We start from the raw sequence: 15,546 nt of genomic DNA, 5'->3' as shown, positions 1-15,546 counted from the left end.
TATATATCGGAGGGAAAAATAATGAGGGGAATCTTGATGACTATCCCATGTCATCGTATACATGAAAGATGTCTTCACTTCAAAGGGAAGCCTATGCTTCTATGTGCAAGATGCTTTGCTATGCTACTTGGTTATCTCTTTACACCGATAGCCTTGGCTTTTAACATGGTTGTACCTTTATGGGTGCCAATCATTATGGCTGTTCCACTTGTAATGGATGGATTTACACAAAAATGGAAGTGGAGGAAGAGTTCTAATCTTGTTCGTTTTATAACTGGAATTCTGTTTGGAGTCGGTCAATCACTTCTTATTTCAACTATGACTTGGGAAATTGTTCAATATTTTAAATAGAGTATGAAAAAAATCACTTCATTTAATTACTAAACTAATAAGGATAATGAGCTGGCATATGCCGGTTTTTTTACTTTATAAGGTTTTATAATAATCAGGAACCTACTGGAATTAGGTTGCCTCATTTATTGTTCATCTGCACTATGGTAAATTAAAAAAGAAGTGAAGCAAAAGGAGAGAAATTAGATGCAATTCTTAACTTATAAACTTGCTCAGGAAATCGTTGAACGAACGATGGAAATATTAGATAGTAATATTAATGTAATGAATGAAGAAGGAATTATTATTGGGTCTGGTGATAGTCAAAGGATTAATCAGCTTCATGATGGCGCTCTTCTCGTCCTTAAAAAAGGAGAAAGTGTTGAAATTGATCAGTCCATGGCAGCTAAAATGAAAGGAACAAGGTCGGGAATCAATTTACCTATCCGTTTTAATAACGAAATCGTGGGTGTTGTGGGTATTACAGGAGAGCCTGAGCAAATTAAGAATTATGCCCAACTTGTTAAAATGGCAGCTGAACTAGTGTTGGAGCAGTCATTTTTACTAGAAAGGGTACAATGGAGGCAAAGGCTACAAAGTGAGATCGTAAACCAAATTATTTCAGATGAAGACTTAAATACAGAGTGGGTAAAAGATCGTGCGAGATTCCTAGGAATCAACTTGGAGCAGCCAAGGTTTGCCCTTGTGATAAAACCATCAGATTATACAGATCTAACCAATCAAAAACTAATAAGGTCTATACAATATGAAATGAATAAGAATGATTTAATAGGTGTTACTTTTAACAATGAAATTGTGGTCCTAAAAGCATCATCTGTATCTGAATCAATAAAGGAGTTAACACCTTCCTTGCATCGCTTATTAAAAGTATCCGGAAGCAAGATCATTATCGGGACTGGAGGCCTGGCGGAAAGTGTAAAAGAAGTAAAGCTTTCATTTCAACAGGCTAAAAGTGCCGTTTTCGTTGGTAGCAAAATCCAGCCTAATAATCCATTCTATCATTACGAGGATTTTCGATTAGAAGTAATGCTAGCAAAAGTGGGACAGGAGGAACCGGATAAAAATATTTTCTCCTTTTATCAACGATTGCTAGATGAAGGGAAGAAGGGAGAACTAGTCGACACGCTGCAGGCATTTATAGAAGAAAACGGAGAATTAAATAAAATAGCAGAAAGGCTGTATATACATCGAAATACATTACGGTATCGTCTTGATAGAATTGAAGAATTGACTGGAAAAGACCCGCGTAATATAAAGGATATTATTGTGTTATTTACAGCAAAGCTCTTGCATGATATTAGATAATTTGTTCATTTGCACAGTTTATTTAAACTATTGCCCTGCTTTTTTCATCAACCTATCCAATGAAAATAAGTTAGAAAACGCTTACAATAAAAATATACTAAAAGAAGTACTGTGGGAGGTATCAGCATGGATGTTACTGTAAGCGCTTTAGGAGCGATTAGTGCGTTAATTATTGCCATTATACTAATCTTGAAAAAAGTACCACCAGCTTATGGGATGGTTGCCGGAGCTTTAATTGGCGGTTTAATTGGTGGAGTGGATATTACGAATACAGTTACCTTAATGATGGAAGGGGCCAAAGGAATCATTACAGCAGTATTGAGAATTATGGCTGCTGGTATTCTAGCAGGGGTCTTGATTGAATCAGGAGCTGCCTCATCAATTGCAGAAACCATTATTAAAAAACTTGGGGAGACACGTGCGCTGCTTGCACTAGCAGTTGCTACGATGATTTTAACAGCAGTAGGAGTCTTTATAGACGTAGCAGTTATTACCGTTTCACCAATAGCACTGGCAATAGCCAAACGTGCAAAGATTTCTAAGACAGCTATTTTGCTAGCAATGATCGGGGGCGGTAAGGCAGGGAATATTATGTCGCCAAACCCAAATGCGATTGCTGCTTCTGATGCATTTGGTGTGCCGTTAACATCCGTTATGGCTGCAGGTATCATTCCAGCTATTTTCGGACTTACTGTAACGTATTTCATTGCAAAAAAGCTTGTTAATAAAGGCTCTTCAGTAATGAGCCAAGATATCGAAATGACAGAAAATTCAAAGCTTCCTTTATTTATAACTGCAATGATTGCACCACTAGTTACGATACTATTACTAGCATTACGCCCATTATTTGATATCAATATCGATCCGATGGTTGCTTTGCCACTTGGAGGAATCATTGGTGCGATTGCTATGAATAAAACAAAGAAAATCAATGATTATGCTGTTTCTGGTTTAAGTAAGATGTCAGGTGTCGCTATCATGCTATTAGGTACAGGAACATTGGCAGGAATTATTGCGAATTCTGAACTGAAAGATGTCATTATTAATGCATTAAGTGCATCCGGACTGCCAGCGTATGTATTGGCTCCAGTGTCAGGTATATTCATGTCAGCAGCAACGGCCTCAACTACAGCAGGTACAGCAGTCGCTAGTGGTGTTTTCAGCAGCACAATTTTGGGATTAGGTATTTCAGCATTGGCTGGTGCAGCGATGATTCATGCAGGTGCAACGGTATTAGATCACTTGCCGCACGGAAGCTTTTTCCACGCTACAGCAGGAAGTGTAAATATGGACATTAAAGAACGCTTGAAATTAATGCCCTATGAATCTTTAGTCGGTTTAACTCTTGCGGTTATTTCCACTCTCATATTTGGAGTTTTTAAGCTTTTTGGCTAAATGTCGTAGGTCGGACTTTTAAAAATCTTCTAACAGAAAGGAAGTTGGGATTATATGAAAATTGTAATTGCACCCGATTCTTTTAAAGAAAGTTTAACAGCTCTAGAAGCCGCGAATGCCATAGAAAGGGGCTTCAAATCTATTTTTCCAAATGCCGTGTATCATAAAATGCCAATGGCAGATGGTGGAGAGGGAACCGTCCAATCACTCGTAGATGCCACAAACGGTATCATAGAGGAGCGGATTGTAACTGGTCCGCTAGGCAACCCGGTCAAATCATTTTTTGGATTAATGGGAGACGGGAAAACAGCTGTTATTGAAATGGCTGCTGCATCAGGTTTGCATCTTGTCCCTATGGAAAAGAGAAACCCTTTAGTCACGTCAACGAGAGGAACTGGAGAATTAATCTCAGCAGCTCTTGATTTGGGTGTAAAGCATATTATTATAGGGATCGGCGGAAGTGCTACGAACGATGGGGGAGCGGGAATGATCCAAGCGTTAGGTGCAAAACTGCTGGATGAAGAAGGAGAGACAATCGGTCCTGGAGGCGGTGCGCTTTCACAAATCGCAACAGTTGACTTGAGTGGTCTTGATAATAGATTGAAGGATGTTCACATTGATGTGGCTTGTGATGTAGATAATCCATTAACAGGACCAAGAGGGGCTTCAGCCATTTTTGGTCCTCAAAAGGGAGCCACTCCTGAAATGGTTAAATTACTTGATAAGAACCTATCCCATTTTGCAGATGTAATAGAAAAAGCTCTTGGGAAGTCCTTCCGGGATATTGAGGGAGCCGGTGCGGCTGGTGGTCTAGGAGCAAGTCTGCTTGCTTTTTTAAACGCTGATCTTAAAAGAGGAATTGATATCGTTCTTCATGCGATGAATTTTGAGAGTGTTGTTAAAGATGCAGACCTTGTTATCACAGGTGAAGGACGAATCGACAGTCAAACAGTTTATGGGAAAACACCAATCGGCGTGGCGAAAGCTGCTAAAAAATATGGTGTGCCAGTTATTGGACTTGCGGGATCCATATCTCAAGACAGTGATGTTGTAATTGAACACGGAATAGATGCTCTGTTCAGTATTGTTCCAGGTATTATCACACTTCCAGAGGCATTTGAATTTGCTGATATTAATATAGAAAGAACAGCAAGAAATGTTGCCTCATCTATGAGAATGATTCACTCAGTGAGAAGCTGTTAAATCACAGCTTCTTTTCTTGTAAAAAAACAGGAGCTATCCTTATGTGGTTTATACAATATTAAAAGCCGGCCCATGTTAGAGTCGGCTGTTTGATATATTTGCAATATAAAGCTCTAATTCGACAAAACTGACCGCCCTTTTCCGTGTGGGACACAAACCGGAGTACCAAAAATAGGATCGCACGAAATGCTGCAATTCATTTGGAACACTTCGCTTACCAATTGGCAGGTAATGATGTCTTCAGGTTTTCCTTGGGCATATACTTTTTTGTCTTTAACCGCTACGATATGATGGGCGTAACGACTAGCTAGGTTTAAATCGTGTAAAACCATGATAATGGTATGCCCTTTTTGCTCGTTTAGGTCGAATAATAGATCAAGGATTTCGATTTGGTGTGTCATATCTAAATAGGTTGTAGGTTCATCTAATAATATGATATCTGTATCCTGTGCTAAGGTTAAAGAGATCCAAGCTCGTTGGCGTTGACCACCGGATAACGAATCAACGGCACGGTCTTTCAAGTGAAGCATATTGGTTGCTTCAAGGGCACGCTGAACAGCGTCCTCGTCTTCTTTAGACCATTGTTTGATAAGGGATCGGTAGGGGTGTCTGCCTTGCTTGACTAGTTCATATACAGTTAAGCCTTCAGGTGAAACTGGGCTTTGTGGTAAAATGGCTAGCTTTTTTGCGATCTCTTTTGTTTTCATTTTGGCGATTTCTTCACCGTTAAGCAGGATATTGCCACTCTTGGGCTTTAGTAACCGAGCTAAAGACCGAAGAAGGGTCGACTTTCCGCATCCGTTTCCACCAATAAAAACAGTGATTTCCCCTTTAGGAATTTCGATATCTAAATTATCAATGATGATAGTATCCCCATAACCTAGTGTTAAATTCTTTGCGGATAATGAGTGCATTGATATCTCTCCCCTAAAGTAAAACGTAAAATGTTACTTTTATTTTATTTGGTTTCCACTACGCAGTCAATGATAACTGTTATCAGTCGGAAAATTGACACAATTAACATCCAAATATTTATAAAAAAATGCTGTTCTCTTAGGAGACAGCATTTTTTTATAAGGGTTATTTTACTAACGCACTTAAAATATCTTCAATGGTTTGCTGAGATGCAAGCAATCCTTTATTTGTCCAATTACTTGGATCATTGATGATATGGATGTTTCCGTTTTTAGCAGCAGGTGTACTTTGCCATACTGAGCTATTTTCCAATGTCTCAATTCCTTGTTCGCCTTCAAGTGCTAATAAAAAGACATGGTCGGCATCAAGTTCAGACAGTTTTTCAACGGAGATTGGATTCCATGATGCAGTAACAGCTGGTCCTAGTTCCTGAATCAATGTTGGTTGCTTCATTCCTAATTCAGAGTAAAGCACCTCTGCACTATGACGGTTTTGTTCGAATAGGAAGAATTGGTTTCCAGCTGCCCAGATAACAGCTACTGTTTCTTCACCGATCGCTTCTGATAATTGATCACGAGCAGATGAAACGGTGTCTTCGTAGTCACTTAAGACCTTTTTCGCTTCATCTTCTTTTCCAAGGATCTTCCCGAAGGTTTCAATTTGCTTTCTCCAATCTTTAACAGTTTCTTCTGTCATTAAATATGTTGGAGCAATTTTGTTATAATCTTCATAAGTACCTTCATAGCTTTCCATATTATTTTCTAAAATAATCAATTCTGGTGCGTGATTTAGTACTTGTTCAACTGGAAGATTCCATTCAATTGTTGGGACATCTTTTAAATCAGACTCTAAATATTCCTGAACGGCTTGTCCAATGGCCCACTTCGCAACAGGAGTAACACCTAAAGCCAGTAACGCATCTTCATGATAAGGAGCAAGGATTTTTTCAGCATTTGCTGGGATGGTTACTTCACCCATAGCAGAATCTAATGTGATCTCAGAATTATTCGTTTCTCCTTCGGTCTCAGAATCAGAAGCTGAATTATCATTTCCGCATGCTGACATAATAAATAATATTCCAACCATTATAATAGTAAATATTCGACGAAATTTCATATTTGTTTTCAAATCAATTTCTCCTTTATGATATAATTTCTTCGTCAATGATAATCATTTTCAATTAATCAGTCAATCGACTTTTGTAATTTTTTTTGACAATTTAAAGAACTTAGCAGAAAACAGGGGAGATCCATGCGCGAATTTATTCATCATTCGAACACATCAAAACTTATCATCAATATTATAACCATCCTTTTATTAATTGTTTCAATTGGCTTATCGGTTTCATACGGGTCAACCAATATAGCACTAGGAACGGTATGGCAGGCTGTGTTTCATTTTGATCCAGAATTAACTACTCATCAGGTGATTCAAGAATTACGTTTGCCACGCGCCTTTTCAGCGGCACTAGTTGGTGCTTTTCTTGCTGTTTCTGGGGCGATCATGCAAGGTATGACACGAAATCCATTGGCATCTCCTTCCATTATGGGCGTAACAGATGGAGCGGCTTTTGCCCTTGTCCTGATGCTAGCATTTTTTCCAACCATTTCGACGATGGGGCTAATCAGTTCGTCCTTTATCGGAGCTGGTTTAGCTGTAGGACTTGTTTTTATGATTGGGTCCTTTTCACCTAGTGGGTTAACTCCAGTAAAACTTGCCTTAGCAGGGGTGGCAATCGGGACGATGCTACGTTCCATCTCTTCGATTCTGTCCTTACATTTTAATTTGGAAAAACAAATGGCCTTTTGGCTTGCTGGTGGTCTAGATGGGACAAGTTGGGCCTCTGTCACCATTCTGGTTATTTCAGGTATCATCGGTTTATTGATCGCGATTGTAATCTCCAAATCCATTACCGTCCTCAGCTTAGGAGAAGACATGGCAACAGGCTTAGGACAAAATAATTTAATGATTAAATTATTTGGGATTCTATCCATTCTCATCCTTACAGGTGCAGCCGTATCAGTAGCTGGTGCCGTAGGGTTTGTCGGACTTATTGTTCCACATATTACGAGATTCATTATTGGAACGGATTACAGGTGGATTATTCCGTCATCTATTCTTTTTGGTGCGTTGTTACTGGTTTTAGCAGATGTGGTATCAAGACTAGTGAATGCACCTTTTGAAACACCAGTGGGAGCCATTACCTCTCTTATCGGAGTTCCCTTCTTCCTTTATTTAGCTCGAGGTAGTGGAGGTGGAAAATGATGAATGCGGTTGAAGTAAAAAAGAAGAAAAAGCTGGTTGGTATCATTGTTTTATTAATCATAACGATTTTAGTCATGTTTTTTGTTAGTTTAAGCACAGGGGTTATTCAAATTGCCCCAGTAGATGTCATCAAAACATTATTTCATCATGGTACGGCACGGCAGGAGTTGGTTCTGTTTGATTTTCGTTTACCAGGTATTTTACTGGCTCTATTAATTGGGGCAGGATTAGCTATTTCAGGGGTTATCTTACAGGGAATTACTCAAAATGAACTAGCTGATCCTGGAATTTTAGGTATCAACACTGGAGCAGGCCTTGCGGTTGTTTTATTTATTTATTTTTTCAAAGGACAACTCGATGTGACGAGTTCTTTCACTATTTTTATCATGCCGGTGGCTGCTTTAGTGGGTGCAATTGTCGCTGCTTTTATCATCTACGCGTTGGCATGGAAAAGAGGAGTCAACCCGATTCGACTGGTTTTAGTTGGAATTGGTGTAAATGCTGGTTTTTCTGCTTTTCTCACTATTTTTCAATTAAAAATGGATCCACAAGATTTCAGGCAAGCGACGGTTTGGTTGACTGGAGATATATGGAATGCTAACTGGAATTTTGTATTTGCCTTATTACCGTGGATTTTACTATTGATTCCTTTCGCTCTTCATAAAGCTCATTCCTTAAATGTATTAAATTTAGGAGATGACGTTGCCTCTGGACTAGGTACAAATGTAGAGTCTGAGAGACGACTATTATTGCTTATTGCCGTTGCCCTAGCCGGTGCTTCTGTTGCAGCGGGTGGAGGAATTGCCTTTTTAGGGTTAGTTGTTCCGCATATTGCTCGAAAAATTATGGGACCACTACATCAATATATTATTCCCGTCTCCGCATTAATAGGTGCTTTACTGTTAATGGTGTCTGATACGATAGGGAAGAATCTGTTAGCACCAACAGAAATTCCTGTTGGTATTATCGTTTCATTACTGAGTGCACCTTATTTTGTTTATTTATTAATCAAGACCAAATAAAAATGTTGAGAGGGAAACTATTACATGAATGTTCGATCTGTTGTTGATCATGTGCCTGATTACCAGGCTTTTCTAACTGTAGATGAAATGGATGAGAGCTGTAGGAGGCTTGCTCGGGAGTTCCCTGGCATCGTCACCGTCTTTGAAGCTGGAAAATCGCGAAAGGGACATCCCATTTTATGTATGAAAATTGGAGATGGACCAAAGAATGCTTTGTGTTTTGCTTGTCCACACCCGAATGAACCGATTGGAGCGATGACATTAGAGTATTTTTCTCGTGCACTAGCGGAGAATGATGAATTACGAGACGGGTTAGGGTTTACATGGTACATGATTAAATGTATCGATCCGGATGGTGTTCGTCTAAATGAAAATTGGTTTAAAGGGCCGTTTACAGTATATAACTATACGAAAAATTATTACCGACCAATTGGGTATGAACAGGTGGAATGGACTTTTCCAATTGACTATAAAGAGCTACATTTTCACAACCCGCTTCCGGAAACGAAAGCATTGATGAAATTAATAGAAGAAACCAAACCAGAGTTTATGTATTCGTTACATAACGCTGGCTTCGGTGGTGCTTATTGGTACATTACACATGATTATCCAGAGCTATATGAGGGGTTACGGAATTCATCAATCAAACAAGGCATTCCCTTGAATTTAGGTGAGCCAGAGGAACCTTTCATAACGAAATTTTCACCTGCGATATTTAAAAATATGACCATTGGTGAGGCCTATGATTTCATCGAGAAATATACTGGAGAGAAGCCGAATATTAAAAATGGTACATCAAGTTCAGACTATGCTGGGAGCGTAAACGGCGATTGTGTCACACTTCTGACGGAGCTACCTTATTTCTTTGATTCTCGGATCGAGGATATGAGCGAAAGTGAAATGACACGAAAAGAAGCCATCTTAAAGGGTGTGGAAGTATCTCAAGCCCATTTTGCTCGCTTAGACCTGATTTTGCAGGATATTCGCCCCTATGTACAAAAGGAAAATCCTTTTGTAAAGCTGGTGGAGGAAGTCATTCAGTACGTTCGAGAGGGCAGTGAAGCCAAAATCAAATGGGCCAAAAGCAATCCAGAGTTCGAAAAATCGGCGAAAATAGCGGAGGTTTTTGATAACCTGTATGCGGCAAAATTTTATAATGGCTTGTATCTAGGTTTAACGGTCCGAACATGCGCATATGAAATCGAACGGCTGCAACTACTTGAAAGCAGGGATGAAGAAGCTCTCTGTAAGCTGAAGGAAGCGCATGATAGTGGTGAGAAGTTATTAGATGAATATTGTCATGAGTTAGAGAATGAGCTTGATTACACATTTATTCCGATTCAAAAGCTGGTGCGTATTCAAGTAGAGAGCGGATTGATTGTAGCGAATTACATCCGAGAAAACAGATAGATATACCTCCTCAATTACCAATAAAATAAGCCTGATTTCAAAAGTCAACTTTACTAGTTGGCTTTTTTTAAGGCTCTTTTCTTAAACTTTGTTGCGGGGTTCCCTTTAATAGAAAGTTAAACAACAAAAGTAGAGGGTAGGTAATAGGTATCGCTTCTTTTGTTGGAGGAAATTGGTACATTTATATAGAATTATTGTTTAAACGTGCATTTCGGAGGTTCTACAATGAAAAGAATATGGTCAATACTTGCCTTACTAGTTATCGTCATATGTGGTGGAATCATAAATGACGCCCAAGCTTCTGTAATCATCAACCAAGAAAAAACGGGGAAATATAACATCTATGAAAATATGGAAATACTCGAAGATAAAGAGGGGAATCTTACGATAGAAGATGTATCTTCAACCACTTTATCCAACCAGTTTACAGAAAATAAAGAAGGCATTCCAAGTTATGGGTACAAGTCGTCTGTCTATTGGCTGCGCTTCGAAATAGACAACAAATTGAGCACAGATGAATATATCCTAGAATTTCCTTATGCTCCTCATGATTCTATTACTTTATATGAGCAAAATGGGACGAATAAGTATACAGCCTTTTATGGCGGTGATTTACTACCGTTTTCTGAGAGAGACCGGAAGCATCGACATGTGACATTCGAATTAATCATACCTGAAAAGGAAACTAGTATCTATTATGTCAGAATACAAAGTGAAGGATCCTTACAGCTCTCGGTTGTACTTTGGGATGAAGAAGCTTTTTCGGAAAAAAGCATAAAAGAGTATCTTCTTTTCGGTATTTATTACGGGTCAACACTTGTAATGGTTGTTTACAATATTTTTTTATATAGCTCCTTACGGTTACGGAGCTATTTATGGTATGTACTGTTAATTTTCGCCGTTAGTATGACTCAATTGACGCTGAATGGATTTGCTTATCAATTTTTATGGCCGGACTTCCCATGGTGGAATAATCGCTCGATTGTTTTTTCCATTGCTCTCTCCAACTTGGCCGGTGCCTTATTTGTCAATAAATTTCTTAATGTTCAACATTATGCAAAGAGGTGGAGCAGAATTCTTCATATGCTTACCACGTTCAATATAGCAATACTCGTTGTATTAATGTTGTCATATTCTCTTGCCTTACATCTTGTTACTCTTTCTACGATTCTCTTTATTCCTGTTGTACTTACTACGACAATTCTTTGCTGGAAGCGAGGGAATAAGGCGGCTCGTTACTTGTTTTTTGCATGGTTTATCTTGTTACTAACTAGCTTGGTCTCTTATTTGTCAGATGCAGGAACATTGCCATTGAATACTTTTACACGATATGCCTCCTTAATAGGATCATTTATCGAGATGATTCTCTTTTCGTTGGCACTGGCTGATCGGGTGAAAATCATTCAAATGGAAAAAGAAAATGCAGAACGAGCCACGCTTTTATTAAATGAAGAGCTTGAAGAAAGGGTACAAAAAAGGACGGAAGAGCTGCAAAAAAGTACAGAAAAGCTGGTCAGTATGGAGAGGTCACGACGCCATCTACTATCGAATATCTCCCATGATTTAGGTACGCCGATGACGTCTATTCAGGGGTATGTCAAGGCGATGTTGGATGGAGTGATTGAACCTTGTGATCAAACGTATTTAAAAATTGTTCATGAAAAAACCATCTATATTGATCGGTTAATACAGGATCTACATGACCTTTCAAGATTAGATGAAAGGCAGGCAAGTTTTTCTTTAAACAAAGTATCTGTTCAAAAGTTTATTCAGTTTTTGTATCAATATAAATCAGATGTTACTAGTAAAAACCTTGAATTTCAGTTTGATCATCAGCTTTCCTTAGAAAAAAACGAGTGGGTTCTGTTAATGGATTTGAACCGAATGAGGCAAGTGATGGAGAATTTAATTTCGAATGCCGTTAAGTATACAAAAGAGAATGGTTTCATTAAGATTGAGGTTATTGAATATGAGGAGTTTTATAGAAGACACAGACATCAAGAGGAAATCGCTGTGGCCCTAGACAATATAGGGAATATTCACCGTAATCAGAGCTTAGTCATTGGCGTTCATGACAATGGCATAGGAATTGATGCACAGTCACTTCCATATATATTCGACCGTTTCTATCGAGCGGATGCCGAACAATATGATACGTATCGGAATGCTGGACTTGGGCTGGCTATTACTAAAGAAATTATTGATCACCATAACGGAATGATTTGGGTTGAAAGCTTGGAATCACGGGGAAGTTCTTTCTATTTTACATTGCCTATCTACACAGGAGAGATGGGGGAGAATAAATGAGGACCGTTGTTATTGCTGAAGATGAAGTAGATATTCGGAATTTATTGAAGCTCTATCTCGAACAGGAGTATCGTGTGATCTCATTTGCGAATGGAGAAGAGGCGCTAGCGGGTATTCAGGAGGTCATGCCAGATCTTGTAATTTTAGATATTCTTCTGCCTGGAATGAATGGATTCAAGGTTTGTGAGAGGCTACGAGAAAAACAAATCCACGTCCCCGTAATTTTTTTAAGTGCCAAAAGGGAACAAAGTGAAAAAATCCGTGGGCTAGAGATCGGTGCCGATGATTATATCACAAAGCCATTTGATCCAGGAGAACTAATGGCAAGAGTAAAAGCACATTTGCGACGCAGCACTCAGCAAACCGCCACTGAAGAAGAGAGCACACATATGATTAAATGGGGAGAGCTACATATTGATATTGAACAATATGTGGTAACTGTAAAGGGAAACCCGATCCACTTATCAACAAAGGAAATACAGCTGTTAATTTTACTCGCTTCCAATCCAAGACGGGTGTTTAATACGGTGCAGTTATATGACTTAATTTGGGGCGAAGGCCAATATGGTGATTTGAAAACAGTCTCTGTTCATATTAGTACCTTACGAAAAAAGATTGAGCAAAACCCGTCAAAACCAGAGTATATTATTACGGTAAGGGGATTTGGATATAAATTTCTTTCATAAAAGTTTAATTTTCTCCTTTTATTATAATTTTCCAATTTCTTAACTTAAATTTAACCTTCACCATTTATGATTAAAGCTATGAGACTGGAATGATATAGGAGGAGAGCCATGAAAGAGATTCAGAATCTTGACGGAGAATGGATTCAACTAATCAAACAGGCTAGAGATATGGGAATGTCCATAGAGGAGGTTCGTACATTCTTACAGTCTATCATGGATGGGAAACATGTAACTGAGATCGTGAAGACGAAGGGTCTAAATGTATCCTTTACATAGATCATCGTTTCCCTTTAAGGTATCAAAAGTAACCCTCATTGAAATATATCTTCTCATTTATGTAGTTTTTCATGACTAGAGAAATTTAATAAATAATAAAACAATCCAGAGGAAACAGAGTTCCTCTGGATTATTTTCCGGCAATTGACCCAGTCACATGTGTTCCATGCGGCAGTGGCACTCAGTGTAGCTGTTAACGCACCAGCAATCAGTTTCTTCTTCATTAACTAAAAATCAGCAAACTCTTATTTCTCCTTATATAAATCCTTTAAATCCTCAATTTCCTTCAATAGGCCTTCTTTTAAAGTAACCTGTGGGTCGTAATTTAATAGTTTTTGTGCTTTTGTAATATCAGCCCAAGTATGAAGTGGCTCTCCATAAGTGGATCCTGTATAAATACACTTAAGCTTTTGTCCGAGGCCTTCTTCTAGGATGGATAAGCAAGTTAAAAGGGAGGCCCTTTCCTTTCCACCGATATTGATCGTCTCTCCTACAATGTTTTCCGAGGTAGAAGCAGAGGCAATAGCGTTTACACAGTCGCTAATAAAAGTGAAATCCCTTGTTTGTTGTCCATCTCCGTATATTTCTATTGTTTCGTTAGTAAGCGTGCGTTTAATAAATTTATGAAAGGCCATATCTGGTCGTTGCCTTGGTCCATAGACGGTAAATAATCGTAAGATGGTGACGGGAAGCCCATCGTTTTGATAAAATACGCGACACAAGTGTTCACCAGACAATTTTGTAACCCCGTATGGAGACAGCGGTGTTGGTTCGGAAGTTTCTGTTACTTTGCCATCTTTTTGGCCATAGACGGATGAGGTCGAAGTATATATAAACTTTTTAATCGGAAATGTAAGACAGGCTTCTAATAATCTTTGAGTTACAATAATATTATTGGTTACATACAAGGTGAAGTCCTGACCCCAGCTAGATCTAACGCCTGGAACACCTGCCAGATGGTAGATGATATCTACCCCCTCTAGTAAGGTGTTCCAATTCACATGTAGTAAATCGTCTTCAACAAATGTAAATCTTGAAGAGTGAAGTAGGTTTTGAAGGTTTCGTTCACGAATCCATCTGGAAGTACCGTAAGGCAAAAACACATCAATACCTATCACCTCATTTTGAGGGTTTTGTAGCAAGCGCTCACAGAGATGAGAACCGATAAAACCTGCAGCCCCTGTGACAAGAATTTTCATGATGCACACTCCTTTTGGCTGCTAATTTTCGGAAGGAATACTCTCCCAGACGGAAAGGATATTATTGGCTACATGATTCCAAGTGAAATTTTCCTCCACCATTTTTCGACCACGAAGCCCCATTTCTCTGGTGTAATCTAAATTTGATAGCATTTTATTTAGGTAGTTTGCGTATTCACTAGGGTCTTCAGGATTTTGGACAAGATAGCCATTATCATTCTGAACGATTTCTGGATTACCTCCTCTAGCGGTAGTGATAAACGGAAGCCCTGCTGCCATGGCTTCATAATGAACTCTCGCTAGTGGTTCCTCCCAGATGGATGTGCAAACAAAAACATCTGCGGCACAAAACCAATTGTGGACCTCATCGGCTTGAACAAATCCAGTCGTAATCACCGGAATAGGGGATCTATCTGCCAAAGCACGCGTGTAGGCGATGTAATCACTCACCCTATCATCGCTAAACCAGGCTGCACCTACGATAACCAGTACAGCATCTTTCGATTTAACTTCTGACATGGCTTTAACAAGAACATGCGGCCCTTTGTTTCTTGAGAGACGACCGACAAATAAAATGATCTTTTGGGACCCTAAGTCGTATTTGGAACGAATCGCTTTTCTTGCCTGTAGAGCAGATTCTGATTTCATCCAAGGAGCAAATCTGGATAAATCTACACCGGAATAGATGGGAACGATTTTGGGCTCTGCTTCTGGAAAATAAGAGACAATGGTTTGACCAATATATTTACTAATTGTTATGATTTTATCTGTTTTTTCTACGGCTGCAGCTCCTTCAGCTCGACTAATTTTCTCTGGCTTAAACATATCATTGTGCATGCTCAATATAATTCGAGAGTTAGGAGCAACTTCACTTACGGGAAGGACGAGCTTTGGACGGTTAAAAATGTGAATGATGTCGTATTTCTCTTCTGTTTCTGACAAATACTTCACAATTCCATCTTTGTAAATATCTAATAAGCGCTGAGAATCAATTCGGACGTAACGAATGCCATTAACAACTTCTTCGTCAGGTAAATCTGGGTCTGTTCTGCTAATGATAGTAATTTGATGTTGCTCGCTTAATAAGTGGGAAACACCGCATATATACGTTTGGATAGCGCCACCTCGAATATTTGGGACAGGTAGCATTTCTGTACAAATCAGCAACACATTCATGTGCGTTCTCCCTTCTTGCTATTTTTCGTAGAAAGT

The 15,546-nt window shown here is 39.0% G+C and carries 14 protein-coding genes; 10 read left to right on the top strand and 4 right to left on the bottom strand.

What is annotated here, in order from left to right; genetic code table 11:
- Positions 1-21 precede the first annotated feature (21 nt).
- The 4 genes from ACFFHF_RS09125 to ACFFHF_RS09110 all read left to right on the top strand — a co-directional run bounded on the left by ACFFHF_RS09125 (position 22) and on the right by ACFFHF_RS09110 (position 4,254).
- Positions 22-351 carry a DUF2085 domain-containing protein gene (locus tag ACFFHF_RS09125; RefSeq protein WP_340902468.1) on the top strand — a complete coding sequence of 110 codons (330 nt, stop codon included), beginning with the start codon at positions 22-24 and terminating at the stop codon, positions 349-351.
- Between the two features lie 186 nt (positions 352-537).
- On the top strand, positions 538-1,656 hold the full coding sequence (locus tag ACFFHF_RS09120) for a CdaR family transcriptional regulator (protein ID WP_377057920.1): 1,119 nt from the start codon (positions 538-540) through the stop codon (positions 1,654-1,656).
- Positions 1,657-1,782: 126 nt separating this feature from the next.
- Complete coding sequence (locus ACFFHF_RS09115) at positions 1,783-3,051, top strand: GntP family permease (RefSeq protein ID WP_377057918.1); 1,269 nt, start codon at positions 1,783-1,785, stop codon at positions 3,049-3,051.
- Positions 3,052-3,105: 54 nt separating this feature from the next.
- Entirely contained in the window at positions 3,106-4,254 is a 1,149-nt protein-coding gene (locus ACFFHF_RS09110; protein WP_377057917.1) for a glycerate kinase, read from the top strand.
- Positions 4,255-4,367: 113 nt separating this feature from the next.
- Here ACFFHF_RS09110 and ACFFHF_RS09105 read toward each other — a convergent pair whose 3' ends face one another.
- Together ACFFHF_RS09105 and ACFFHF_RS09100 are read right to left on the bottom strand one after the other, a co-directional pair.
- On the bottom strand, positions 4,368-5,168 hold the full coding sequence (locus ACFFHF_RS09105) for an ABC transporter ATP-binding protein (RefSeq protein ID WP_160548739.1): 801 nt from the start codon (positions 5,166-5,168) through the stop codon (positions 4,368-4,370).
- A gap of 166 nt (positions 5,169-5,334) precedes the next feature.
- Positions 5,335-6,297, bottom strand: a complete 963-nt coding sequence (locus ACFFHF_RS09100; protein WP_377057916.1) for an iron-hydroxamate ABC transporter substrate-binding protein — start codon at positions 6,295-6,297, stop codon at positions 5,335-5,337.
- A 123-nt stretch (positions 6,298-6,420) separates the two neighbouring features.
- On the opposite strand from ACFFHF_RS09100, the gene ACFFHF_RS09095 reads away from it, so the two are divergent.
- From ACFFHF_RS09095 to ACFFHF_RS09070, 6 genes are all read left to right on the top strand, one after another.
- Positions 6,421-7,434: a FecCD family ABC transporter permease gene (locus ACFFHF_RS09095; protein WP_377057914.1), complete on the top strand. Its 1,014-nt coding sequence runs from the start codon at positions 6,421-6,423 to the stop codon at positions 7,432-7,434.
- The gene (locus tag ACFFHF_RS09090; protein ID WP_377057933.1) at positions 7,434-8,456 is read left to right on the top strand and encodes a FecCD family ABC transporter permease; all 1,023 of its coding nucleotides are present in this window, start codon (positions 7,434-7,436) and stop codon (positions 8,454-8,456) included. The genes ACFFHF_RS09095 and ACFFHF_RS09090 overlap by 1 nt, the downstream gene beginning before the upstream one ends.
- A gap of 24 nt (positions 8,457-8,480) precedes the next feature.
- A complete protein-coding gene (locus ACFFHF_RS09085; protein ID WP_377057912.1) occupies positions 8,481-9,866 on the top strand; it encodes a M14 family zinc carboxypeptidase in 1,386 nt (461 codons plus the stop codon).
- Positions 9,867-10,091: 225 nt separating this feature from the next.
- Positions 10,092-12,173, top strand: coding sequence for a 7TM diverse intracellular signaling domain-containing protein (locus ACFFHF_RS09080; RefSeq protein ID WP_377057911.1), 2,082 nt, complete (start codon positions 10,092-10,094; stop codon positions 12,171-12,173).
- Positions 12,170-12,859, top strand: coding sequence for a response regulator transcription factor (locus ACFFHF_RS09075; protein ID WP_340902476.1), 690 nt, complete (start codon positions 12,170-12,172; stop codon positions 12,857-12,859). The genes ACFFHF_RS09080 and ACFFHF_RS09075 overlap by 4 nt, the downstream gene beginning before the upstream one ends.
- A 108-nt stretch (positions 12,860-12,967) precedes the next feature.
- Positions 12,968-13,135, top strand: a complete 168-nt coding sequence (locus tag ACFFHF_RS09070) for an anti-repressor SinI family protein (RefSeq protein WP_160548734.1) — start codon at positions 12,968-12,970, stop codon at positions 13,133-13,135.
- A 245-nt stretch (positions 13,136-13,380) separates the two neighbouring features.
- On the opposite strand, the gene ACFFHF_RS09065 is transcribed toward ACFFHF_RS09070, so the two are convergent.
- Complete coding sequence (locus tag ACFFHF_RS09065) at positions 13,381-14,334, bottom strand: NAD-dependent epimerase/dehydratase family protein (protein WP_377057910.1); 954 nt, start codon at positions 14,332-14,334, stop codon at positions 13,381-13,383.
- A 21-nt stretch (positions 14,335-14,355) separates the two neighbouring features.
- Positions 14,356-15,510 carry a glycosyltransferase family 4 protein gene (locus tag ACFFHF_RS09060; protein WP_377057909.1) on the bottom strand — a complete coding sequence of 385 codons (1,155 nt, stop codon included), beginning with the start codon at positions 15,508-15,510 and terminating at the stop codon, positions 14,356-14,358.
- Between the last annotated feature and the right edge of the window lie 36 nt (positions 15,511-15,546).

The sequence above is a fragment of the Robertmurraya beringensis genome (assembly GCF_042433785.1).
GTDB classification, from domain to species: Bacteria; Bacillota; Bacilli; order Bacillales; family Cytobacillaceae; genus Robertmurraya_A; species Robertmurraya_A beringensis.
The sequence above is the reverse complement of the archived record's forward strand: the minus strand, read 5'-3'. Positions and strand labels throughout refer to the sequence as shown.